22 protein-coding genes are annotated in these 22,284 nt (G+C 60.7%); 4 read left to right on the forward strand and 18 right to left on the reverse strand.

The features are described from left to right. Positions 1-24: 24 nt before the first annotated feature. The gene (locus KUV46_06640; protein ID QYJ02061.1) at positions 25-981 is read right to left on the reverse strand and encodes a methyltransferase domain-containing protein; all 957 of its coding nucleotides are present in this window, start codon (positions 979-981) and stop codon (positions 25-27) included. Positions 982-1,164: 183 nt separating this feature from the next. Here KUV46_06640 and KUV46_06645 point away from each other — a divergent pair, with 183 nt between their 5' ends. Beyond that, on the forward strand, positions 1,165-1,641 hold the full coding sequence (locus KUV46_06645; protein ID QYJ02062.1) for an Hsp20 family protein: 477 nt from the start codon (positions 1,165-1,167) through the stop codon (positions 1,639-1,641). 83 nt (positions 1,642-1,724) lie between these two features. Here the strand turns inward: KUV46_06645 and KUV46_06650 are convergent, their stop codons facing one another. Next, complete coding sequence (locus tag KUV46_06650; GenBank protein ID QYJ02063.1) at positions 1,725-2,729, reverse strand: glutathione S-transferase family protein; 1,005 nt, start codon at positions 2,727-2,729, stop codon at positions 1,725-1,727. 127 nt (positions 2,730-2,856) lie between these two features. Here KUV46_06650 and KUV46_06655 point away from each other — a divergent pair, with 127 nt between their 5' ends. Further along, positions 2,857-3,996, forward strand: coding sequence for a glycosyltransferase (locus KUV46_06655; GenBank protein QYJ02064.1), 1,140 nt, complete (start codon positions 2,857-2,859; stop codon positions 3,994-3,996). On the opposite strand, the gene rimM is transcribed toward KUV46_06655, so the two are convergent. The 11 genes from rimM to KUV46_06710 form a co-directional block, all read right to left on the reverse strand. Next, a complete protein-coding gene (gene rimM / locus KUV46_06660; GenBank protein QYJ02065.1) occupies positions 3,985-4,542 on the reverse strand; it encodes a ribosome maturation factor RimM in 558 nt (185 codons plus the stop codon). The two genes, KUV46_06655 and rimM, sit on opposite strands and share 12 nt — an antisense overlap. 51 nt (positions 4,543-4,593) lie before the next feature. Next, on the reverse strand, positions 4,594-5,346 hold the full coding sequence (locus tag KUV46_06665; protein QYJ02066.1) for a beta/gamma crystallin family protein: 753 nt from the start codon (positions 5,344-5,346) through the stop codon (positions 4,594-4,596). Positions 5,347-5,460: 114 nt separating this feature from the next. Beyond that, positions 5,461-5,772 (reverse strand): transcriptional regulator, encoded by a 312-nt coding sequence (locus tag KUV46_06670; protein ID QYJ02067.1) that lies wholly within the window; start codon positions 5,770-5,772, stop codon positions 5,461-5,463. Between the two features lie 11 nt (positions 5,773-5,783). Next, positions 5,784-6,404 (reverse strand): hypothetical protein, encoded by a 621-nt coding sequence (locus KUV46_06675; GenBank protein ID QYJ02068.1) that lies wholly within the window; start codon positions 6,402-6,404, stop codon positions 5,784-5,786. 242 nt (positions 6,405-6,646) lie between these two features. Next, positions 6,647-7,489, reverse strand: coding sequence for a hypothetical protein (locus tag KUV46_06680; protein ID QYJ02069.1), 843 nt, complete (start codon positions 7,487-7,489; stop codon positions 6,647-6,649). A 74-nt stretch (positions 7,490-7,563) separates the two neighbouring features. Then, positions 7,564-7,929: a response regulator gene (locus KUV46_06685; GenBank protein QYJ02070.1), complete on the reverse strand. Its 366-nt coding sequence runs from the start codon at positions 7,927-7,929 to the stop codon at positions 7,564-7,566. Positions 7,930-7,997: 68 nt separating this feature from the next. Next, positions 7,998-8,654, reverse strand: coding sequence for a hypothetical protein (locus KUV46_06690; GenBank protein ID QYJ02071.1), 657 nt, complete (start codon positions 8,652-8,654; stop codon positions 7,998-8,000). Between the two features lie 80 nt (positions 8,655-8,734). After that, positions 8,735-8,974, reverse strand: a complete 240-nt coding sequence (locus KUV46_06695) for a hypothetical protein (GenBank protein QYJ02072.1) — start codon at positions 8,972-8,974, stop codon at positions 8,735-8,737. Positions 8,975-8,997: 23 nt separating this feature from the next. After that, positions 8,998-9,351 (reverse strand): YdbL family protein, encoded by a 354-nt coding sequence (locus KUV46_06700; GenBank protein QYJ02073.1) that lies wholly within the window; start codon positions 9,349-9,351, stop codon positions 8,998-9,000. 23 nt (positions 9,352-9,374) lie between these two features. After that, a complete protein-coding gene (locus KUV46_06705) occupies positions 9,375-9,563 on the reverse strand; it encodes a YnbE family lipoprotein (protein ID QYJ02074.1) in 189 nt (62 codons plus the stop codon). Positions 9,564-9,630: 67 nt separating this feature from the next. After that, a complete protein-coding gene (locus KUV46_06710; GenBank protein ID QYJ02075.1) occupies positions 9,631-12,918 on the reverse strand; it encodes a YdbH domain-containing protein in 3,288 nt (1,095 codons plus the stop codon). Between the two features lie 246 nt (positions 12,919-13,164). Here KUV46_06710 and KUV46_06715 point away from each other — a divergent pair, with 246 nt between their 5' ends. Further along, positions 13,165-14,514 carry a M23 family metallopeptidase gene (locus tag KUV46_06715; GenBank protein ID QYJ02076.1) on the forward strand — a complete coding sequence of 450 codons (1,350 nt, stop codon included), beginning with the start codon at positions 13,165-13,167 and terminating at the stop codon, positions 14,512-14,514. 226 nt (positions 14,515-14,740) lie between these two features. Here the strand turns inward: KUV46_06715 and KUV46_06720 are convergent, their stop codons facing one another. Further along, positions 14,741-15,091 (reverse strand): UrcA family protein, encoded by a 351-nt coding sequence (locus KUV46_06720; protein QYJ02077.1) that lies wholly within the window; start codon positions 15,089-15,091, stop codon positions 14,741-14,743. A gap of 262 nt (positions 15,092-15,353) precedes the next feature. Between KUV46_06720 and KUV46_06725 the strand changes: the two genes are divergently transcribed. Then, positions 15,354-17,309, forward strand: coding sequence for a prolyl oligopeptidase family serine peptidase (locus KUV46_06725; GenBank protein ID QYJ02078.1), 1,956 nt, complete (start codon positions 15,354-15,356; stop codon positions 17,307-17,309). A gap of 37 nt (positions 17,310-17,346) precedes the next feature. On the opposite strand, the gene clpB is transcribed toward KUV46_06725, so the two are convergent. From clpB to KUV46_06745, 4 genes are all read right to left on the reverse strand, one after another. Beyond that, positions 17,347-19,971, reverse strand: a complete 2,625-nt coding sequence (gene clpB, locus KUV46_06730) for an ATP-dependent chaperone ClpB (GenBank protein ID QYJ02079.1) — start codon at positions 19,969-19,971, stop codon at positions 17,347-17,349. A 197-nt stretch (positions 19,972-20,168) separates the two neighbouring features. Beyond that, the gene (locus KUV46_06735; protein QYJ02080.1) at positions 20,169-21,053 is read right to left on the reverse strand and encodes an RNA polymerase factor sigma-32; all 885 of its coding nucleotides are present in this window, start codon (positions 21,051-21,053) and stop codon (positions 20,169-20,171) included. A 174-nt stretch (positions 21,054-21,227) separates the two neighbouring features. Further along, positions 21,228-21,755 (reverse strand): CarD family transcriptional regulator, encoded by a 528-nt coding sequence (locus tag KUV46_06740; protein QYJ02081.1) that lies wholly within the window; start codon positions 21,753-21,755, stop codon positions 21,228-21,230. Positions 21,756-21,910: 155 nt separating this feature from the next. Next, positions 21,911-22,252 (reverse strand): ferredoxin family protein, encoded by a 342-nt coding sequence (locus tag KUV46_06745; protein QYJ02082.1) that lies wholly within the window; start codon positions 22,250-22,252, stop codon positions 21,911-21,913. Positions 22,253-22,284 lie beyond the last annotated feature (32 nt).

A 22,284-nucleotide genomic window follows, 5' to 3' on the forward strand; every position in this document is an offset into this window, starting at 1 on the left:
AGAGGTCAATCTAGACTGTGCGGCCTATTCTTCGGTCGCTTCTTCTTCCATCATTTCAGGCTCTGCCGGCGTGTCGCCTGCGGCAGGCTTCACGAAACGCAGGGTCATGCGGTCGGACTCGCCGATTTCCTGATACTTCGCGGCATCGAAGCCTTCTGGCGTGTTGCCGTCACGGTCAGTCGTGCGCGAGACCGGTGGCAGCGTCCACACACCGAACGGGTGGTCTGCGGTGTCAGCCGGGTTGGCATTGATTTCGCTGGCTTCCTCAAGAACGAAACCTGCTTCTTCTGCAAGGCGGGTGACATAGTCTTGATGGACATAGCCAGACGGGGCCGACGGGTCCTGGTTGAGGGCCGATGGCAGGCGGTGCTCGACGACACCAAGGACGCCGCCCGGCTTCAGCACGGCGAAGGCATCATTGAAGAATTTGTCGGCATGATCGCCAGACATCCAGTTATGGATGTTGCGGAAGGTCAGCACAGCGTCGACGCTTTCAGGCTCACCAAGCGGGCCCGACTGGGAGTCGTAATAGGTGTACTGAAGCTCGCCGAACAGGTCCGGGTATGGGCTGTAGTTTGCCTGATAGGCTTCGAGGGCCTGCGCAGCGCGCTCTGAGCGCTCCGGCGAGGTGACTGCAGCGATGAAGGTGCCGCCATTCGCGTGCAGCCATGGGGCGAGAATGTTGGTGTACCAGCCGCCGCCCGGCCAGACTTCAATCACCGTATCATCGCCCTCGATGCCGAAGAATTCCAGTGTCTCAGCCGGGTTGCGGGCGTCATCGCGCTCGATCTCGTTCGGGTTGCGCCAGGTGCCTTCCATGGCGTCCGCGATCGTGAATGAGGTTGGGGTGGCTTCAGCACCCATCTCGGCATTGGCTTCGCCACTTTCAGGCGGGGTTGCGACCTCTGGTGTCGCATCGTCGCTGCCACCGCAGGCGGCAAGGGTCAGTGCCAGAAGGCTGGTTGCGATAATCCGGTTCATTTTCATCTCCTCATTTTCCCCTTGAACGCGGGGCCGTGTTTCCCAAATACACCATGACCGGGCGCTGCCAAGCGGGCCCGGTCCGGTAATCTGCCGGCGCCGATGGACGGGCCGGAGCGACAGATAAGCCGAAATGATGATCCGGCTCGTCCGGATACAGTTGCTTAGAGAGGACTGTTTGTCATGAGCACAATTGATCTCACCCCCCTTTACCGCACCATGGTTGGCTTTGACCGTATGGCCAACCTGATCGATTCAGCCAGCCGCCTCGATGGCGCGCAGGGCTATCCCCCTTACAATATCGAGCGCGTCGCAGACGATGCCTTCGCCATCGAAATCGCCGTGGCCGGTTTCGCTGAGAATGAACTCGACATTGAAACCAATGAAAACCTGCTGACCGTTGCTGGCAAGAAAACCGCCAGTGAAGACGGCGAAGAGCGCCAGTATCTGCATCGCGGCATTGCCGAGCGCGGTTTCCTGCGCCGGTTCCAGCTCGCCGACCACGTCATCGTGACCGGCGCATCGCTGCAGAATGGCCTGCTTCGCATCGAACTCCTGCGTGAGCTTCCAGAAGCCAAGAAGCCCCGCAAGATCGAGATCGGATCGTCCGGCCAGCCAAAGTCGAAGCCGAAACTGATCGGCAAGCAGTCTGCCGCGTAACTCCAGACGCGTAGACCCCTGACACGAGAAAGCCCCGGACGCGACGTCCGGGGCTTTTTTGTTTTCTGTGCTTTTGAGGCCGCCTACTTGTTCGGGTTCTGGAAGTAGACGTCGGCACCGGCGGCTTTCAGGAAAGCCGTCAGGCTCTCATTGTCGCTCAGGCGGCGCACGGCTTTCTGGACAGACTTGAACGAGGTCGCGGCATAGCGCTGGGTGACCTGTTCGAACGCCTTGCCCTCGATCTTGACGCTGACGCGGTCCTGCTTGGCGATGTCGGCTTCGAGCGTTTCTTTCGCCCATGGCAGATAGGTCTGCGACAGTTCTTCGGTGAAGATGGCCAGCAGCGTCGGCTCCAGCTCGGACAGCGGCTTGAAGCTGTCGCCCGCCTTTGGCGCATCCATGAACTCACACCAGGCGGTCACGAAAGGCGCGTTCTCACGCAGCCACGCACCCGGCGTCGGGTCCATCAGCATCTGCGACAGCTGCGCAGCAATCGAGAAATCGGCCACGGACGGGCGGTTGCCGAAGATGAAAAGGTTGTTTTCGAGGTGTGCGTTGAGCAGCGGAATGAAGCGCTCGAACGAGGTTTTCAGCGCCTTCTCATTCTTGCGCTCGATGCCGATCAGCTCGAGGCTGTCGCGCATCCGCTTCACGATCTGGTCACGGGTCTTCTTCTTGGCGCGCGGCAGCTTGCCGTCGAAGAGCTGCTCCATCGTGCGGTCAGCTGCTTCGTCGCGGTCAGGCTTCTGGCCCCAGCGTTCGCGGAACATGACCTTGCTCAGCCACTCATCTCCATAGTCCTCAAGGATGAGGGCCAGCACGGCGCAGGCTGGATCGTCCGGCACGGAGGACGGCTCTGCATGGTCGTTCTCGATGGCAGACAGGATATCGGTCGAATCCTGGTTCGGTGCGCGCCCCGGCGACACCAGAAGCGGGACCGTCGGCGCCTTCGCATAGGACTGGAACTCTTCTTCCTTTTCCGACGAACGGCCGATCCAGTCGAAGTCCACGCCCTTGTATTTCAGGAAGGCACGGACTTTCATGGAATAGGGAGAGGTCTCAGCGCCGAAGAGGCGGTAATCTGACATGTCTGGTCCTTTGGGGCTGCAGCCTTCGGGTCTTATGCGATGGGGCGGTGACTGCCAAGACATGTTTGACGGTTCAGGGGGCGTGCCATACTGAAGCCGCGCGCCAGTCAGAAAGAGGGTGACCCGTATGAGCACGCAGAGACGGTTTCTCGCCTATTGCGACAAGCTCTTCACCCCGTCGGAAAGCTTCATTCCGCGTGGCTATTCTGCATTCAGCAAGCTGAAGCCGGTCTATATCGGCCATGAGCTGAAAGGCCCGGTTCCAGAGGGCGCTGAAGTTATCGAGCTCGGCCCGCTGCACGGGGCAGGCGGTGAGGCGGCTTACAAGCAGCTCGGTACCATCTCTGCGAAGCTCCAGAATGCGATGGAAGCGGTTGAGCCCGTTGCCATCCATGCCAGCTTCGGCAAGTCCGGCGCCTATGCGCTGCCGCTGGCAGAGCGGCTGAACCTGCCGCTGGCGGTGACCTATTATGGCGGCGACGCGACCAAGACGACCAATACCAAGGACAGCTTTGTTCGCGTCTATAACCGGCGCCGGGCCAAGCTCTGGCGCGAAGCTGACCTTATCCTGCCCTGCTCGCAATTCATCCATGATGAGCTTGCTGGCAATGGCGCGCCGGCCGACAAGATGGTGGTCCACCACAATACGGCAGACCCTTCGCGCTTTGAGCCCGGTGAAAAGAAAGACCTTCTCGTCTTTGCTGGCCGCTGGACCGAGAAGAAGGGCATCGACACGTTGATCGCCGCACTGGCACGCCTTGGAGAAGAGCTGAACGGCTGGACGATCAGGCTGATCGGTGATGGCGACCTCAAGGAAGAGCTTGTCGCGAAGCTGCAGGAAGCTGGCGTCAAAGCAGAGCTTCCGGGCTGGGTGCCTGCCGATGAGATGCCGAAGCATTGGGCCGAAGCGCGGATCGCCGTCGTGCCATCGAAACGCGCCAAATCAGGCGACGCAGAAGGCCTGCCGCTGGTCTGTATTGAAGCGATGTTGTCTGGCTGCGCGCTGGCGGCGACGCGCCATGCCGGTATTCCGGAATGTGTGAAGGACGGCGAGACCGGCTATCTTGTCGATGAGGGTGACGATGCAGCGCTTGCAGACCGGCTCGCCCGGATGCTGAGCGACCGTGAGCGGACTGCCCGTATGGGTGAGGCTGGCCGTGCCTTCGCCATGGAGAGCTTCAACCTGCAGACGCAGAGCCGGAAGCTGGAATCCTACCTCATCGATCTCGCCGTAAAGGCAGGCACGATGCAGGCTTCAGACGTCTGATTTCTTGCGTGGGTCTGACTGGTCGGCCCAGACCTGCGCCTCTGCTATCGTGACGGTGCGTGCGGTGAAGTCGATGTCCGGCACGTCCTTGAGCGTGAAGGGCACGAAATAGGCAGGCTCTCCGGCGGCATCCGGTGCGACTTCGAGCAGGTCGCCCGCGCCGAAATTCTGGACCGACTTCACATGGCCAAAGAGGGTGCCGTCCGGGTGGCAGGTCTTCAGGCCGACAAGATCCTCGACATAGAACTCGTCTTCATCGGCGCTTGGCAGGTCCGCGCGGCTGACATGCAGCTTCAGGCCTTTCATCGCGTCCCATTCCTCTTTCTGGCGGGACGTTTTCGGCGTGACGATGAAGTGATCGCTGGCGGGCTTGAATGATTTGACGCTGAGAACGGGCTTTCCCTTGTCGTCCAAAAGCTGGTCGAAATCGAAGATGGCTTCCGGGTCAGCGGTAAAGCTGCGCACGCGCACATCGCCGCGAACGCCGTGCGCGCCGGACAGCGCGCCGACGACGATAAGCCTGTCAGGATTGGATCGGTCGGACATGAAGGGCTTCCTACTTCCCAATCGGAAAAGCGGGAAGCCCCTCGCGCAGCCCTAGAATGGGCGGTTGTAGCCGGGGCGGCGGTTATAGCCTGCCGGGCGGACCGAGGTGATGTTGTCGTTCAGCCGATAATAGCCGGTTTCGTCCACCGACCGGTCGATGATCTCGCAGCGGCCGCGATAGTTCGGGTCAGTACAGACTTCCCAGACGCCGCGATTGACGACGATGGACGAGACCTTGTCGTTGAACCGCAGCTCATTGAGGTGCGGGATGGCACCATTCACTGGCAGGGCGCTGCCGCGGAACTGCGGGTCGGCGAACAGGATCAGCGGTGCATCACCGCGGCCGGGGCGGCCACGGTCATAGCCGGGACGTCCACGATCATAACGATCATCACGGTTATAACGGCCCCCGCGATCATAGCGGCGGTCATTGCGGCCCCAGCGGTCTGCGACAGGGCGGATCGAGGTGATCTTGTCGTTCAGGCGGTAGTCGTTGAGCTCGCCCTCGCGGTAGCTGAGGATCTCACAGCGGCCACGGAAATTCGGGTCAACGCAGACTTCCCAGCTGCCGCCATGGATGCGGATGGAGGAGGCCTTGTCGTTGAAGCGATACTGGTTGAGGTGCGCGATCGGGCCGGTCACACGCAGCGATTGGCCGCGAAAGTCAGGGTGCTGATAGATGATGGCAACGCCGTCGCCGCCTCTGTTATAGCCATGCCCGCTTGGGCCATATTGCGCCATTGCAGGCAGGGTGAAGGCTGTCAGCGCAGCAAAACCAAGGGCGATTTTCTTCAGAGGGATCATAGTCCGGTCTCCAGATCTGTCTTTCCAGCCTAAACTAGCAAGACCCGGCTGAACCTCTGACAACCGGGTCTTCAGACAAATGCTGAGCGATGCGGACCGTTCCAGATCGCGGGTCTATTCGGCCGCGTCCATCAGGCCGCGCATCTGGTCGATCCAGTGGAGCCAGGCCTTGCGGCCGGGCTCTGTCAGGAAGATGCGCGTCTGGGGCTTCTTGCCGACGAACCGCTTTTCCTGACGCACATAGCCCGCCTCCTCAAGCTTCTTCAGATGGGTCGAGAGGTTGCCATCAGTGGCGCCGACCTTGTCGCGCAGCTCGCCGAAGATGGCGGGGCTGGCCGAGGAGAGATAGGCCATCACACCGAGCCGCAGGCGGCCATGTATGACGTCATCTATCTGGCTGTGATCAAAAGGGTTTTCGTTCTCCATGACGGTCTGCCTTACACGACGCCCGACGGTTCGTCGCGCAGCATCAGGAGGCCTGGCAGCAGGACACTACATGCAGCGGCAAAGGCAGCGGCGAGATAGAGCTCAGCTGTGTCGATGATGAGGATGGTCAGACCGACAAAGGCAATGGCGAGGTAGCCTGCGAGCTTTAGCCAGCCGACCTTTGCGATTTCGCCGCTGACGAGCTGCGAGATGCCATAGACGCCCAGCACGAGCGGAATGGACCAGGTGAAGCCGTAGGAGGCTGCGCCGTCGAGGAATGACTTGATCGTGACGCCGGCAAAGAAACTGCCGAGCACGAAGCCGGATGCCATCCAGACGGTTTCGGACACGCGGTTTCCCTCGGAAGATTGGCCGGGCTTGTCATGCGGAAAGGCCTTGGCGAGCAGGAAATAGCCGCCCAGTCCCAGAACGATGAAACCAGTCCACATGATGCCAAGCGCTTCGGGACCGAAGCCGAGCATGCCGGTCGCAATGAGATAATGGCCGATATAGGCCGCCGTCACGAGGCCGCCCCACCAGACAAGGAAGCGCCCGCCCAGCAGCGGTGCATTTGCGCCCGCTTCAGCAAGCGAGCGGACATAGGCAAGATCGTCAGTAGCAGTTTTAGACATTTCGTCCTCCAATAACTTTGAAATACAAAGTAGGCATAGAAATGAACTTTGTCAAGCAGAGTGCTTTGTGAGGTCGCCTAAAGGGAGGCGGAGGGAGCTGGAGACGGTTGGCGGGAACCAGAGAGGGTCCAAGGGGAGGATTAGGCCGTATGGAAAGTGCAGGGGAAACTCAGCCCTGAAACCGGTGTTTTCACGGTGCAGTGACGGTTTACTGGCGGTGTTTCTGCCGGTACCGGCGAAAATCAGGCAGCGACAGTGAGGTCGCCCGCGTCGACATTCCGGTTATAGCCGCCCCGGAAGGCGCGCGAAGGCTCAAGGCCTGCGATGAGACCCGCTGCCGATTCCCCTTCGCCGAGAACGAGCAGGCCGCGCTCCGAAAGCTGGCGACCAGCATTCAGGAGCGCCTTGATGCGGGCCTCCTTGGTCATGTCGGTAATGACATTGCGGCACAGGATGACATCGAACATGCCGAGGCCCTCTGCCGACTGCATGAGGTTATGTGTGCGCACGCCGATCTGGCTGGCGAGGGCGTGAGAGACCTGCCACTCGCTTGTGTCGAGGCGCGTGAAGTGTGCCAGCATCCGGCGGGCCGAAAGGCCTTTCTGGATTTCGAAATGGCCGAAGATGCCAGACCGGGCAGATGCGCTGGTGCGCTCACAGATATCGGTCGTGACGATTTCGATCTGGACGTCTTCGAATGCCTTCTTGCCCATTTCCTGGATCAGGATGGCAAGCGAGAGCGCTTCCTGTCCGGTCGAGCCACCGGCGCACCAGATCCGGATGCGGCCGTCATGCGCCCGCTTGGCCAGTTCTGGCAGGACGAGTTTCACAACCCGCTCCAGCGTGCCGCGATCGGAGAAGAAGCGCGTGCGCTTGGAGGTCAGGGCCGCAGCGATTTCGGTGCTGAGCTTGCTGTCGGGCCGGGCAGTCAGGATGGCGACAAGGTCTTCTACGCTGGAGAGGCCTTCACGGCGCAGGATTGAGGACAGGCGGGCATCGACCAGATAGGACTTCGTCGGCGGGATGTGCTGACCCGACCCTTTACGGGCGAGCTCTGCAATTTCGCGAAAGACGGTCTCTTCCATATCCAGTCCAGTCCGGTCCGATCTCGTCCAGGTGAGCTATTGATCCTGCCGGGCGCGGTTGCGCCCCATCAGCATCAGATGAGGCCCACCTCTGCAAATTTGCTTTCGATGATGTCGGCATCGAAAGGCTTCATGATGAATTCGTTTGCGCCAGAGCGCAGGGCTTCGCCGATATGTTCGGCGTCATTTTCGGTCGAGCAGAAGACGACGACAGGCTTGCGGCCTTCATGTTCGCGGCGAAGGGCGCGCACGAAGTCCAGCCCGTTCATGATCGGCATGCTCCAGTCGAGCAGGATCGCATCAGGCATGTCACGGCGGCAGGCATCGAGGGCTTCGGCGCCATCGCTGGCTTCGCGGGTCTCGAATTTGAGGTCCTGAATGATACGGCCAGCGACCTTGCGCACGACCCGGGAGTCATCGACGATCAGGCAGGTTTTCATGTCGCGAGCCCCCTAGCTAAATGCGCGCAGAACAACCCAGCATGGACACACTCCGGTTAACGAGCAGTTTAGCCTTCGGCATTGAGGCTGGTTGCCTTGAGCGTGATCTGCTCTTCCTCGGTCTCCACGCTGAGGTCGCCGCCAAGGCCTTCTGCGATGATGCGCGTGAAAAGCGGCTGCACGGTGCGGGCCGACCAGCCCTCCTCTGGCACGTCGCCTGCGATGGCAGACGCGGTGTCATCACGCAGCTTGCAGCGCTTGCCGGCAGCGCGGACGACGATGCCAAGGCCTTCGACTTCGTTGCGGACCTTTACGACGATCGAGCCACCGCGCGGCAGACAGTCCATGGCGAGCATGACCATGTTCATGATCAGGCGGGCATGAGAGAAGCTGAGATGCTCTGTCTCAATGTCCCATTCGAGTTCGGGCTGCTTGTTGTGGTGGGAGACGAAACTTTCAGTGATCTGCTTGGCTTCGTGAATGTCTGCGGCGCCGTTCGAGAGGCCGACAGAGCCAAAGGCGTAGCGCAGGAACTTCAGCTTGCAGGCCGCGCTTTCAGCGCCGTCATAAAGGAGCTTTTCGGCCTGGACCCGCATCTCGGAGTCCTGCGGCTCGTTCATGAAGTCGAGCGCGTTCGTGATCGAGGAGACCGACGAAACGAGGTCATGGCAGATACGCGAGGCGATGTAGGCCGATAGGTGCGCCGGATCGATGGTAGCTTGCATGATGGCCTCTTGAGTGTCCGCAAAGAGAACGAATCTAGCTGATTCGGGCCATTATGACGCCCCAAGTGGCAGCGTTGCGGTCAGCTATCGAGGTCTTCCGGGCGCTCTATGTCGTCATGCCCGCTGCGCGCGCTGTGAAAGGTGAGCCAGAAGAGGCCGACCGAAAGGGCGATACTGGCGAGTGCGCCAAGGCCGTAGGCGATCCAGCCATGCATGCTCATCGTCACGCCAAGCTGCGCCCACATCATGCCGACGCCGATGCCGGCCAGAATGAGCACGCCAATCGCGCCGATGATGAAAATGATCGTCAGTCGGGTCATGAACCAAGAGGTAGGGCAGAAATCTATTTCTGCGACCAGGTCCCGCTGTCATCCATGATGTATTCGCCCGGCTCTGCCTTCGCGATCAGGGTTTCGCCGGTGACGCGGGCGACCTGTTGCGGCGTGGCGCCCGTGCGCTCAGCCGTTTCGCCATAGGCGGCGCGGCGACGATTGTTGATATCCTGCACGAGGCGGACAACCGAAGCGTCTGCGCTGCCATCGACAATACCCAGATAGCCATCGATGCGCTCACCCACGATACCCTGATCCTTGGCCGCTTCCAGTTCTGGATTGGCCGCAGCGGCGGGCGCTGAGAGGGTGAGGGCTGAGCTGGCAATGAAGAGCGCGGAGAGGGCGATGCGGAGAATATTGGCCATATCTGAATCCTTGGTCCTTTGACCTAGAAGATGTCCGGGTTGGAGGCGATCAGGTCCTCGACTTCTCTTTCGAGCTTTACGCGGATCTCCTGTTCAACCTTTACATTGAGATTGATGGTGATGGGCTCTGTCGGCGCCTGCACGCGTACGGTCGGCGTGCACGCAGCAATAATAGCGACAAGGCATGGGGCCAGAATGGCGGCTTTTTTCATGTTCACAGCTCTCATGGGCATTCACTCTACAGCATAGTGCCTGAACCTGATTTGAACAGATGCTTGCTCATGGCTCAGACGGGTTGTCACCTGCGGGGGCGTCTTCACTTTCCTCTTCATCCGGTGCGTCATCGCCCGTAAGCGAGCCATTACGGACCTCTGCGAGCCAGTCGGTCCCGGTTATGCTCTGGCTGCTGCGGATCAGTTTGGAAAGCTCTGAATCGACGCCGATATTGAAGGCGAATGGCGCGCCGCCAAGCACGTCCGGCGACTTTCCGACCAGCTCCAGCGTGATCATCATACTGCCGGTGAGGTTGCCGTCCGCGCCGACCTCCAGCACCGAGAACTCAAAGTTTCGGAGCGCGCGGAAGGCCATGTCGACACGTTCATCTGCTTGCGAGGCCGCGTCTGCAACGCTGCCCGTATAGGCGATCGTACCGCCTTCCTCGTCGGCGCGAAGCACGGCGTTGCGAATGAAAACATTGGCGCCGCGAAGCTCTACCGGGAAGGTACCGGAAACTGTGCCGTTTGCGTTGATGTCCGGCAGGCTGAAAACCTCGATGAGGCGCGAAAGCTCAATCTCGCGGGCGGTGATCTCGACGATGTCGCTCGTGCCCGCGATCGTCCATTGCGACTGGTTTAGCAGCAGTGTGCCGCCTGCAAATGGCCAGGAAGCACGCTCGATGATCGCCGCGTCTGCCCCGAGAATCTGGAAGTCGATTTCACCGTCCCGAAGAGGAAGGCCAGGATTGATTTCTCCGACGGTCACCTTCTGGCCGGGCGGCGTGTGGAGCTCGAGCAGCTCGTCAAAATCAATGCGGCCATTGATATTGTTCACCGCGCCCACACGCAGCGTGTCGAAGCCGAAATCCCGCACCTCGACAAATCCAGTACCGCTGAGGTCGCCGCCATCGATGAGGAGGGACGCGGCGGCATTCAGGCGCCCACGTGCGTTCGACAGGAGGCCGCGCACACGTTCACTGAGGGCCGTTGGTTGGAAACCGCCCGGCTGGAAAACAAGGTCGCGGGAGCGCAGCGATGCTTCGCCATCAAGCTCTACCAGGTTGAGCGTCATCTGCAGGTCGGCGATCTCGCGCTGGCTCCGACTTGTCCGTAGCGGCCCGCTCAGCTGCATGATGCCGTTTGCGAACTCGGCGCTGAGGTCGGTCTGCAGGGGCTGGTAGATGGGGTCTTCATTCTTGTCGCGGATGATGACCGTGCTTGCACTGCCAGAGCCTGCAATGCCGGTTTCAGGCAGCGTAGCATCCAGCGTCAGTGACTCGATATCGATGAGCGCGGGCACGAGCGAGCCGGTCAGCTCTGTGCGCCGGGTGCGCGCCGAGAAGGAGAGCGGGCGGCCCGTTTTAAAGCCAAGCTCTGGCCGCGCGGCGGCGATCACAAGCGTGTTCTCGCCGATCTTCAGGTCTGCGGTCATCTGGCGGCCGGTGAGGCTGAGGCTTGCTGTGCTGGCCGCGCGCCAGTCCAGAACGCCATCATTGAGGGCGATGGTGCCGGATGTGCTCTCACTCTCGAACGGTAGCTCAAGCGAGGCGACGCCAAGCTGTCCTGAAATCGCGCCATTTGCCCGCCGCAGCAGGCGGCCGTCCTGCGGGCAGAGCTCTGTCAGGAAGGCGCCAACGCGGAGCGTATCGGGCGAGGTGAAACCGTCGGATTTAAGGCCGATGCAGCGTGTACTGAAGGATTGGACGCGCAGCGGGTCTGAGAGGCGCGCGTCGACACCGCCAAATATGCTGGTGTCGGCAAAGTCGAGGCCAAACATGCGACCATTGATGCTGGCCGTGCCCACAGCCTGGAGGCCGGGCTCAGCGGCTTGTGTGTTCAGGGTGAGCTGGTCGAGATTGACGGACAGGGTGAGCCCGTCGGCGCGCCATGGGGCAATGCGTAGCCTGCCTGTTTCAAGCAGGACGCCTTCTGAGGTGACGCCAGCCTGTTTCACATAGGCATTGAGGGAGGGGAGCGACGGGCCATTGAGGGCGGCGACGCCGCTCAGTTCTGTGCGCCCGTTCGAAATGGTCAGCACACGCTCACTACCGGTGGGGGCGAGCGAGAATTGCGCGCCGTTGGCGGCAGTCGCGTTGATCTTGTCGCTTGTCTCCAGCGTCCAGCCGGTGCCGCGCTCAAATCCGAAACGGTAGGAAGCGCCAAGCCTGAATTCATTCAGGGCAGCTGTGAGGCCGCTGCGCAGCGCATTGCCATGCGCGGTGAAGGGGGGACCTGACCGCAGCGGTGAGAGGAGGTCGCGGCTCGTCTCCCGCGGGACGGACGCCTCTGCGATAGTGAGGTCGCCTGCGAGCGCGGCTTCGTTCAGCTGGTCGTCCACCTCGCCTTCGCCCGTCAGGGTGGTGCGGCCAAGCGATATCCCGGCAAGCGTGGCGGCCTCTGTGCCAATGGCCAGCGTGCCTTCCAGCGGACCGGAGCGCGAACGGGCAGCATCCAGCGTCAGCGTCGGCGAGGTCATTACGTTTTCTTTGTAGCGCAGCGTTGATGCTTCGCCCGAGACTGCGAGCGAACGCAGGAAGCCTATGGGGCCATGCTCCGCGGTGTCGAGCTTACCGGGGTTGATGCCGGCGGTGCCGGTCAGGCGGAGGTTCTCAGCGGCGATGTCCTGCGCGGCGCTCTCTTCGGCCTCGAGCGTGAACTCCAGCGTCGGGCGAAGGGATGGGGTCAGGCTGGCATCGAGAAGGATGTTGCGGCCACGATAGGCGTCAAAGCGCGCATCGCTCAGCTGGAAGCGGGCGCTGCCCTGTACGGCGGCCCCGATGATGGAGAGGTCCAAGCGGCCTTCCTCTATCTTCAGCCGCCCCTGTTCTGTTCGAAGGTCGGCTGGTTCTGCACGGGCATGGATTTCGGCCTGCAGTGGCAACTGTGCATTCACATCGCCATACATCTGGATATCGCCTGCGGGCGTCGCGATCTCGACGCGGGCATTGCGCATGCGGATGGCGGGAATGTTGAGCTGGGTCTCGTCTGAGCTGTCGCTGGCAGCGATGTCTTCGAGGCCGCCAAGCGTGACACTTCCGTCGGAATTATATTCGAGCCGGATGACCGGATCATCGACACTGACGAGGCGGACGCTGGGTGAGAAGAAGCCCGGCCAGTCGAGGTCGACCTCCAGCTTGCCAGCTTCGAGAGGCCTGCGGTCCGTCTGGTTGGCGACGGAGATTTCGCTCAGCGAGACGCCGGAGAGGCCGAGCCGGTCGATATCGAAGCTGCAGGTCAGGTCGTTGGCGGCGCACCAGCGTTCTGTGTAGTGGCGCGCGATCGACTGGCGCATGAGCCAAATCGAGACCAGCGCCAGTAGAATAAATCCCACGACAGCACAGCTGATGGTCATCCATGGACGATTTTTAATCAAACGCCTGATCATTCCGTATCCAGATGCTGCATCGCAGCGACTAATGCAGATGTAATGGAACACCTGCTTGCAGAAGCCCCCGTCCCTGCGATAGCTACAGTAGCGGGGCTAGTTGAAAAACCGTTTACCTTAATTGCGAGGTAAGGAATTCAACTCACAGGGGCATAGACTTGAACCGTCTGCACGCGTCTTGCACGCTGGGACCAGGGAGGCCCGTTTCACGACATGAACCTATCGCGTAGTACAGTTACCCTTTCCATGCTCGGCATCGCCGCCGTTGGTACATCTCTTGGTGTTTTCCACTCGCTCGGCCAGTCACGCACCGCTGAGGCCCAGGTCCCAGCCACCGTGCAACTTGCCATGCCGCTTGCTTCAACGCTCCTGACAGCGGACGGGTTCGATCCCGAAACCGAAGTCATCACCCGCGACGGCACGCTTCAGCCGCGCGAGACGCTGATCGAATTGGTAACTGAACTTGGCGTCGGTGGTTCCGATGCGTCGCGTTCGCTCCAGGCGATCTATGATGCTGAGCTTGTCGATCCACGCCGTGTGCGCCCGGGTCTCAATGTGACGGCACAATTCCGCGGCGATACGCCAGACACTGCTGAGCTCGTCTCCCTGTCGCTCAGCCGGGACAATGGCGGCCAGATCCTCTCCAAGCGCATGAGCGACGGCGAGTTCATGCCGATGGTGCTCCAGCCACATACCCAGCCGGTTGAGCGCCGGGTTGCTGGCACGATTGATGGCAGCATCTACCAGACCGCGCTTTCACAGGGCGCACATGACCAGCAGGTCGTCGATTTCGCCAAGATCTTTGGCTATGACCTCGACTTCCAGCGCGACGTCCAGCCAGGCGATGAGTTTGAAATCGTCTATGAAGAGATGGTCGATGAGCGCGGCAATCGCGTCAGCTCCGGCAATGTTCTCTATGCGGCTTTCAACGGCCACCGTGTCGACAAGTCCTATTACCGTTTCACGCCGGAAGATGATGGCGCGACGGACTACTTCAATTTCGACGGCGAGAGCGCCACGAAGTTCCTGATGAAGACGCCGATCAATGGCGCGCGTCTTTCCTCGAACTTCGGTTATCGCCGCCACCCGATCTCGGGCTATAACAAGCTGCACAAGGGCACCGACTTCGCTGCTCCGACCGGTACGCCGATCTATGCGGCTGGCCACGGCACGATCGAGCGCGCCAACCGCTATGGCGGCTATGGCAACTATATCCGCATCAAGCACGCTAACGGCTTCCAGACCGCTTATGCCCACATGTCCCGCTTTGCGAGCGGCATGCGCGCTGGCGCACGCGTCCAGCAGGGCGACGTGATCGGTTATGTCGGCTCCACCGGCGCGTCGACCGGCCCGCACCTTCACTATGAAGTCCTGCGCAATGGGTCGCACATCAATGCAATGACGCTGGACATGCCGACCGGCCGCAAGCTGGCTGACAGCCCGGCCATGTTCGAAGAGTTCGTCGCACGCCGCGATGAGATCGACCAGATGCGCCAGACGGCCCCGACCCCGAATGGTGGCGGCGTCCTGATGGCCAGCCATGAGGCCCCACCAGCGCCATAAGCGGCGCTGCTGCAAATACGGTTCAAGTCATAGAAAGCCCGCGTTCAGATGATGAGCGCGGGCTTTTTCTTTGGCCTGGTGGAAGGGCGACAGATGCGCCGAGGGTAGGCTGAGCGATGTCCCGTCCCGGAACGTCAGGCATGAAAAAACCCCGGCCGGAAGATCCGTGCCGGGGTTCTTTAAAGTCGGCTTGCTTCTCGAAAGTGAGAGGCGAAGCTTTGTCCGCTTAGCGTGCTGCGAGCTGGATGCGCTCGGACGGTGCTACGGTGAAGTAGGTCGAGTCTGCATACTGCATGGACAGGTTGCGGTGGCCGATCGTGTCGACGGCCTGGTACATCAGGTCTTCTGCGCAGACTTCATCAACCGAGAGGCCGATGGTGACGAGCGAAACCTTGCGGCAAGCGCGCTCTGCCTGCAGTTCGAGGTCTGCGAGCACTTCAGCGGCGCCGGCTTCGGTCGCGAGTGCGGCTTCGTCATAGGTCAGCGTCGCGGAAACGGCCTTGTAGTCGGTTTCAGCGTGCGCAACGCCGCCAAAGATGGACATTGCGAAGAGGAAGGAGGAAATACGCTTTTTCATAATCGAGCCCTTTTCGATTTGAATTGCTGGGTCGTTGCCCTTGGTCCGGCCCTGCTTTTTCGCAGGTGCACAACAACAACTTCGCGCCCGCAGCATAAATTTGAAGGCATATTTGTGCAGCGCACCCATGCATTTTTGCGGAGATCCGGGTCGTCCGGGGGCGCGTAATCAAAGACTCGACGTAAATCCTCAGCGCAAAGCTGTTGGACAGTTGCGCGCGTCAGAGCGCCTCTCTAGCCTTGAGGTTGAGAGGGAGCTTTTCATGAAAAAACTGATTGCGGCGCTGTGTGTAGTGTTCACTGCAGGATTGCCGTCCTTCGCCGACACGGCGGACCTGTATGGGCGCGCCGACGGCGTGAAGTGGCCGAGCCTGTCTCCGACAGGTGATCTGCTTGCCGTGCACTGCTCACCGCAGGGGCAGCCATCGGTCTGCATTTTCGACATCACGAAGGGCGAGGACGTCGCATTCATCCCGCTTGGCGGGGAAGTCCGCCTCCAAGGCTTCTACTGGCCGTCTGACGACTACCTCATCATTAATGTCTCGACCTTCAAGTCGCTGCAGACCGTGGACGGGCAGCGGGACTATAATTTCCTGCAGGCGCTCTCCTATGACATCGATGACAATGAGCTCAACGTGCTGCTCAATGATGAGGGAATGATCCTCAACGGTCAGTCGGTCGTTTCCGTTCTGCCAGATGATGACCGGCACATCATGATGGCGGCTGTGACCGCCAATACGGGGCAGAGCGAGCATTCATTAGGAAGCATCAGCCCGGACCGGGGCGGTACGGCCTGGTCCATCGCAACGTTCAAGACGCGGCTTGACAATGGTAAGTCGCGCCGTGAACGCACCCTACTGAAGTCGACCCTCGGCGCCTGGTTCGACGCTGAGGGTGATGTTGTCGCCGAAATCGTCAGTCCGGATCGCTCCACAAGGCGCGAGCTTCGCAGCAACAATCGCACGCTGTTCACGTATGATAGCGCCAGCGCCAATGATTTCGCGGTTCTGGGCCTCGATCAGGCGAGCGGCAAGCTGATCATCTTCCGCGATGTTGGCGACGAGGATGGGCTTTACTTCATGTCGCTAGACGATGGCTCGATGGAGCCGGTCCGGATTGCAGGCGTCGATGTCGGTCGGGCGAGCCCGGTGCGCGATACATATACGCGCGGCATTGTAGGGTTCGAGTATTTCGACGGCATGACGCGTCAGGTGTTCACCGATCCAGTCCTCAGCGACGTGCTCAGCCAGTTGAGCGGCGCCCTTGCCGGCAAGCGCGTGAACATTGAATCCTGGAACCGCGACCGGTCAAAGATTGCAATCTCTGCCGCAGAGCCCGGCAGGCCTGCGGACTATTATGTGTTCGACCGGGGGGCAGGGGCGCTGGGGCCAATTGGTTCGGCCGCGTCGCATCTTGCAGAGGCAGCGACCGGCCAGGTCGTGACACGCGAGATCCGGGCGCGTGACGGGCTTCAGGTGGAGACCTTCCTGACACTGCCGCCCGGGCGCACGCTGGAGGACGGTCCATTCCCGACCGTGTTCATGCCGCATGGCGGCCCTGAGGCGCGCGATGGCCTCGGTTATGACTGGTGGGCGCAGGCTCTGGCGGCCGAAGGGTATCTGGTCATCCAGCCGAACTTCCGCGGCTCCAGCGGTTACGGACAGGATTTTCGCAATGCAGGCTTTGGTGAGTTCGGCGGCAAGATGATCGACGATATCGCTGACGTAGGTGCGTGGGCGGTGAGCCAGGGCCTTGTCGCAGAAGACGCCTACTGTGTCGCCGGAGCGAGCTATGGCGGCTATGCCGCGCTGATGATGGGGCTGAAGGACAAGGCGCGCTCGCGCTGCCTCATCTCTGTGAACGGTGTCACCCAGCCCTTCGCCCATGTCGGCGCGTTCGCGCTGGACTCCGAGACCGGCCAATACTGGGAGCGCTATCTCGGGCTCAACCGGTTCGATTCAGAGGCCGAGCGCGCGGTGATTTCTCCTGTGGCGCGGGCCGGCGAGTATGACCAGCCGATCCTGATTCTCCATGCCGAGAATGACCTTGTGGTGCGCACGGGGCAGGCGCGTCTGATTGCGAGTGAGCTTGATGGGAAGCCCGGCTTCAGATCCGTCAGTCTGGGTGAAGCCGACCACTATATTGGCGGCTCGGAAGTGCGGGCGCAGGTGCTGCGTGAGACGTTCGCCTTCCTCAATGAAAATCACCCGGCCCGCTAAGGGGCCGGGTGAGGCTTTCAGGTCTGGCGATTCCTGATCAGTTCAGGGCCGCAGCGCCTTTGGCAAAGTCGTTCGGCACGCCATTGATCGAGAGGGCATCACCTTCGACATCGACTTTCACGGTCGAATTGTCGGCGACCTTGCCTTCGAGAACGAGCCTGGCCAGCGGGTCCTGAAGCTCTTTCTGGATCACGCGCTTGAGAGGGCGCGCGCCATAGACCGGGTCATAGCCCCGATCAGCGAGCCAGGTGCGGGCCGTTTCGGTGAGGTCGACCTTGATCTTGCGGTCGGCCAGCAGCTTCGAAAGGCGAGCCATCTGGATATCGACGACATGGTCGATTTCTGCCCGGCCGAGCCGTTTGAAGAAGACGATCTCATCGATCCGGTTGATGAATTCCGGCCGGAAGTGCGCCCGGACCGCCATCATCACCGCTTCACGCTGGGCGTTATTGATCTCGCCGGCGTCACCGCTGGCAAGCGCATCTGCGCCGAGGTTCGAGGTCATGATGATGATGGTGTTGCGGAAGTCCACCGTGCGGCCGTGGCCATCAGTGAGGCGTCCATCATCAAGCACCTGAAGCAGCGTGTTGAAGAGGTCCGGATGGGCCTTCTCCACCTCGTCGAACAGGACGACCTGATAGGGCCTGCGCCGGACAGCTTCGGTCAGCACGCCGCCTTCCTCATAGCCGACATAGCCGGGAGGGGCGCCAATCAGCCTTGCGACTGAATGCTTCTCCTGAAACTCGGACATATCGAGGCGCAGCACCGCGGAGTCGTCGTCGAACATGAATTCGGCGAGCGCCTTGGTGAGCTCCGTCTTGCCGACACCGGTCGGGCCGATGAAGAGGAAGGAGCCGATAGGCCGGTTGGGATCCTGCAGGCCAGCACGGGCACGCCGGACGGCGTTGGAGACTGCTGCAAGCGCCTCTTCCTGACCGACGACGCGCTTCATGAGCGCCTCTTCCATGCGAAGCAGCTTCTCGCGCTCACCCTCCATCATCTTGTCGACGGGGATGCCGGTCCACTTGGAGACGACGGCGGCGATATGCTCTGGCCGAACGACCTCGGAGACGAGACCGCCATCTTCCTTGTCCTCGGCCTCGGCGCGTTCGACCGCTGCGATACGCGCCTCAAGTTCGGGAATAACGGCGTATTTCAGCTCTGACGCGCGGGAGAGGTCACCCCGGCGCTGGGCTTCGGCCATGTCGGCATTTGCCCGGTCGAGTTCTTCCTTGGCAGAGGCCGCGCCTTTCAGCTTGTCCTTCTCGGCGGCCCAGGCCGTGGTCAGCTCATCGGATTCAGACTGCAGTTCTGCAATCTGATCCTCGATGGCTTCCAGCCTGTCCTTCGAGGCCTGATCCTTCTCCTTCTTGAGGGCTTCAGCCTCAATCTTGAGCTGGAGCAGGCGCCGGTCGATCTCATCGAGCGCTTCAGGCTTGGAGTCGACCTGCATGCGAAGACGCGATGCGGCCTCGTCCATCAAGTCGATGGCCTTGTCCGGCAGGAAGCGGTCTGTGATGTAGCGGTTCGACAGGCTGGCTGCCGAAACGATCGCCGCATCGGAGACGCGCACGCCGTGGTGGGCTTCGTACCGGCCCTTGAGGCCGCGAAGGATGGAGACCGTGTCCTCGACCGTCGGCTCATTCACGTAGACGGCCATGAAGCGGCGGGCGAGGGCGGCGTCGCCTTCGACATATTTGCGGTACTCATCCAGCGTCGTGGCACCAACGCAGTGAAGCTCACCGCGTGCCAGCGCAGGCTTGAGCAGGTTGGAGGCGTCCATCGCGCCGTCCGTTTTGCCCGCGCCAACGAGGGTGTGCATCTCATCAATGAAGAGGATCACGCCGCCTTCGGCCTGTTCGATCTCCTTGATGACGGCTTTCAGCCGCTCTTCGAACTCACCGCGGAATTTCGCGCCAGCGATGAGCGCGCCCATGTCGAGGGCGAGCAGGCGTTTGTCCTTAAGGCTTTCAGGCACGTCGCCATTGATGATGCGAAGCGCGAGACCTTCAGCGATGGCGGTCTTACCGACGCCAGGCTCACCGATCAGGACCGGATTGTTCTTGGAGCGGCGTGAAAGCACCTGGATTGTGCGGCGGATTTCCTCGTCGCGGCCGATGACCGGGTCGAGCTTGCCGGACCGCGCATCAGCGGTGAGGTCGCGCGTATATTTCTTCAGCGCTTCATAGCCCTGCTCTGCGTTTTCGGTGTCAGCCGTGCGGCCCTGGCGGAGTTTGGCAACGGCAGCTTCGAGCGCGCCGGGCTTTACGCCGCCCGCTTCAATCGCTGCGGCAGCCTTGGAGCCTGAGAGGCCTGCAAGCGCGATCAAAAGGCGCTCAACGGTGACATAGCTGTCGCCCGCCTTTTTGGCGCCCGCATCAGCGTCAGCGAAGAGTTTGGCCGTCTTCTGGTCGAGGCGAAGACCTGCATCGCCGCCAGACACGCTCGGCTGGGCGCGCAGGGCCTCATCGGTTTTCTGCTGGACGATTTCAGGATTACCGCCAGCCGCGCGAATGAGATTCACGGCGAGCCGGTCACGGTCTTCCAGCATGGTTTTCAGGATATGCTCTGGCAGGAAAAGCTGGTGTCCTGCAGCAAGCGCGGCCGTCTGGGCCGACTGGATTACACTTCGCGCACGCTCTGTGTACGTATCGAAATTCATATCTATCCCCTTTCAAAGGCAGAATTTTAAAGGCGGCCTGACTGGATCAGCATCGTGCTGCATCCGGCGTAACCGCGGGTCGGCTTCCGGCCCCGCTCAGCGGCGACCATCGGCTTCAAAAGGGATATGGGGAGCAAAGAAATAGGCCGCAAGCGGGAGCCTGCGGCCTTTCAAGTTTTTAGGGGAAGAGGAGTAATCTACCGGGTCGGAATGAGGCCGGTTTCTTCTGGGTCACCGACCATGGAAACCAAGGCCTTGCGGAGTTTGCCTAGCGCCTGATGTTCGATCTGGCGCACGCGTTCTTTCGAGATGCCGAGGCGTTTGCCGAGCACTTCGAGCGTGACGGTGTCATCGGTGAAGCGGCGTTCGCGGATGATCAGGTTCTCGCGCTCGGTCAGCGTCTTGAGGGCTTCAAGGATCCAGCGACGGCGGCGCTCGCTGTCATGCATTTCCATGACGCGCGTTTCAGTGACTTCATTCTCGTCTTCGAGAAGGTCCTGCCACTGGGCTTCGCTGTCGGTCGCGAGCGGCGCGTTGAGCGAGCGGTCGGACGCGGAGAGGCGGGAGGCCATGTTCTCGACGTCGCGCTCTGGCACGCCGAGATGGGTCGCGATCCATGTCTTGTTTTGCGGCGTCATGATGCCGTCGCCTGTATCGTCGATCTTCGCGCGCAGGCGCTTCAGATTGAAGAAGAGCGATTTCTGCGCGGCGGTCGTACCGGTGCGGACGATCGACCAGTTGCGCAGGACGAAATCCTGAATGGAAGAGCGGATCCACCACGAGGCGTAGGTCGAGAAGCGAACTTCACGCTCCGGGTCAAAGCGTGCGGCGGCCAGCATCAGGCCGACATTGCCCTCCTGGACAAGATCGGACAGCGGCAGCCCGTAATGGCGGAATTTGGAGGCCATGGAGATGACGAGGCGCATATAGGCGCTGGTCAGCTCATGAAGGGCGTCTTCGTCCTGATGATCGCGCCAGCGTACAGCAAGGTCCACCTCGTGTTCCTGGCTGAGCATCGGTTTGTTCATGGCGGTTCTGACAAAACGGCGATCTGCTGTATCTGTTGTCGAACGAACTGCCATGGCGCGGCTCCTCATCTGTTTTTTACGGACGGTCCCTGCATGTGCATACGCGTATGACGAGTATTGGTTCACTCTGGGGGATAAAAAATTTCAGCTTTTGTTCATCTGTGTAAACAAAAAGCCCTGCCGGTAAGGGCAGGGCTTTGAAATTCTGACCAAAAAAGAATGGGCCGGTCAGGCGGCTTTCTTTTTGGCGAGCGACTTTGCGAGGCGATCCATCGCGGTGTCATGGTCGGTGTTTTCGACCGCTGCAAGCTCGCGGGCCATGCGGTCGAGCGCGTTCTCATAGAGCTGGCGCTCGGAGTAGGACTGCTCTGGCTGGTCTTCGCCGCGGTGCAGGTCGCGCACAACTTCCGCGATTGAGATCAGGTCGCCGGAATTGATCTTGGCTTCGTATTCCTGTGCCCGGCGCGACCACATGGTACGCTTGATGCGGGCCTTGCCGCCGAGGGTCTTGAGGGCGTCATCAACCAGCTTGGAGCCAGCGAGGGCACGCATGCCCGAGGCTTCAGCGCGGTTGGTCGGCACGCGCAGGATCATCTTGTCCTGATCGAACGACACCACATACACTTCGAGTGACATGCCAGCGACGGTCTGCTTTTCGATCTTTGTGATCTGACCGACACCGTGTGCCGGATAGACGACCGACTGGCCGACCGCGAAAGCGAGTTCCTGGACATCACCCTGTGTTTCTTTGGACATGTGCTGATAGCCTTTCTACGCAACATGAGCCTTTGTCCCCCGGTGACGATTTCACAGTCAGACCGGAGATTGACAGAGGCTCCCTGAAATTAAGCTGCTATTTATATATCAGAAAAAAGACTATTTCACAACTGTGAGTATTTCGCAGGTGCGAACTAGTCGCCTTCGCCTGGCTTCGGGCTGAAGTACTTTTCAAGCTTGTCTGTTTCCTGCGCGAACTTTTCCCGGTCTTCGGGAGGTTCTTTCATGCGCGTGATATTAGGCCAGACCTTTGCGTATTCGGTATTCAGTTTCAGCCATTTGGAATCCGGATCATCCTCTGTGTCCGGCTTGATGGCCTCGACAGGACATTCCGGCTCACAGACGCCGCAATCGATGCACTCGTCAGGGTGAATGACGAGCATGTTCTCGCCTTCATAGAAGCAATCGACGGGGCAGACCTCAACACAGTCCATATACTTGCAGCGAATGCAGGCATCGACGACGATATATGTCATGGAGATATAGTCTTCCTGGCTTTAGGTGTGCG

It is taken from the genome of Thalassovita mediterranea, from assembly GCA_019448215.1.
In the GTDB taxonomy this organism is placed as follows: Bacteria; Pseudomonadota; Alphaproteobacteria; order Caulobacterales; family Hyphomonadaceae; genus Henriciella.

Coding starts and splice junctions, on each gene's coding strand:
- KUV46_06675 (QYJ02068.1), bottom strand. CDS start 6,404: ATGTCTAAAACTGCTACTGACGATCTTGCCTATGTCCGCTCGCTTGCT.
- KUV46_06685 (QYJ02070.1), bottom strand. CDS start 7,929: ATGAAAACCTGCCTGATCGTCGATGACTCCCGGGTCGTGCGCAAGGTC.
- KUV46_06720 (QYJ02077.1), bottom strand. CDS start 15,091: ATGAAAAAGCGTATTTCCTCCTTCCTCTTCGCAATGTCCATCTTTGGC.
- KUV46_06695 (QYJ02072.1), bottom strand. CDS start 8,974: ATGACCCGACTGACGATCATTTTCATCATCGGCGCGATTGGCGTGCTC.
- KUV46_06640 (QYJ02061.1), bottom strand. CDS start 981: ATGAACCGGATTATCGCAACCAGCCTTCTGGCACTGACCCTTGCCGCC.
- rimM (QYJ02065.1), bottom strand. CDS start 4,542: ATGTCCGACCGATCCAATCCTGACAGGCTTATCGTCGTCGGCGCGCTG.
- KUV46_06725 (QYJ02078.1), top strand. CDS start 15,354: ATGAAAAAACTGATTGCGGCGCTGTGTGTAGTGTTCACTGCAGGATTG.
- KUV46_06665 (QYJ02066.1), bottom strand. CDS start 5,346: ATGATCCCTCTGAAGAAAATCGCCCTTGGTTTTGCTGCGCTGACAGCC.
- KUV46_06740 (QYJ02081.1), bottom strand. CDS start 21,755: ATGTCCAAAGAAACACAGGGTGATGTCCAGGAACTCGCTTTCGCGGTC.
- KUV46_06745 (QYJ02082.1), bottom strand. CDS start 22,252: ATGACATATATCGTCGTCGATGCCTGCATTCGCTGCAAGTATATGGAC.
- KUV46_06715 (QYJ02076.1), top strand. CDS start 13,165: ATGAACCTATCGCGTAGTACAGTTACCCTTTCCATGCTCGGCATCGCC.
- KUV46_06655 (QYJ02064.1), top strand. CDS start 2,857: ATGAGCACGCAGAGACGGTTTCTCGCCTATTGCGACAAGCTCTTCACC.
- KUV46_06650 (QYJ02063.1), bottom strand. CDS start 2,729: ATGTCAGATTACCGCCTCTTCGGCGCTGAGACCTCTCCCTATTCCATG.
- KUV46_06735 (QYJ02080.1), bottom strand. CDS start 21,053: ATGGCAGTTCGTTCGACAACAGATACAGCAGATCGCCGTTTTGTCAGA.
- KUV46_06680 (QYJ02069.1), bottom strand. CDS start 7,489: ATGGAAGAGACCGTCTTTCGCGAAATTGCAGAGCTCGCCCGTAAAGGG.
- KUV46_06670 (QYJ02067.1), bottom strand. CDS start 5,772: ATGGAGAACGAAAACCCTTTTGATCACAGCCAGATAGATGACGTCATA.
- KUV46_06705 (QYJ02074.1), bottom strand. CDS start 9,563: ATGAAAAAAGCCGCCATTCTGGCCCCATGCCTTGTCGCTATTATTGCT.
- KUV46_06700 (QYJ02073.1), bottom strand. CDS start 9,351: ATGGCCAATATTCTCCGCATCGCCCTCTCCGCGCTCTTCATTGCCAGC.
- KUV46_06690 (QYJ02071.1), bottom strand. CDS start 8,654: ATGCAAGCTACCATCGATCCGGCGCACCTATCGGCCTACATCGCCTCG.
- KUV46_06710 (QYJ02075.1), bottom strand. CDS start 12,918: ATGACCATCAGCTGTGCTGTCGTGGGATTTATTCTACTGGCGCTGGTC.
- KUV46_06645 (QYJ02062.1), top strand. CDS start 1,165: ATGAGCACAATTGATCTCACCCCCCTTTACCGCACCATGGTTGGCTTT.
- clpB (QYJ02079.1), bottom strand. CDS start 19,971: ATGAATTTCGATACGTACACAGAGCGTGCGCGAAGTGTAATCCAGTCG.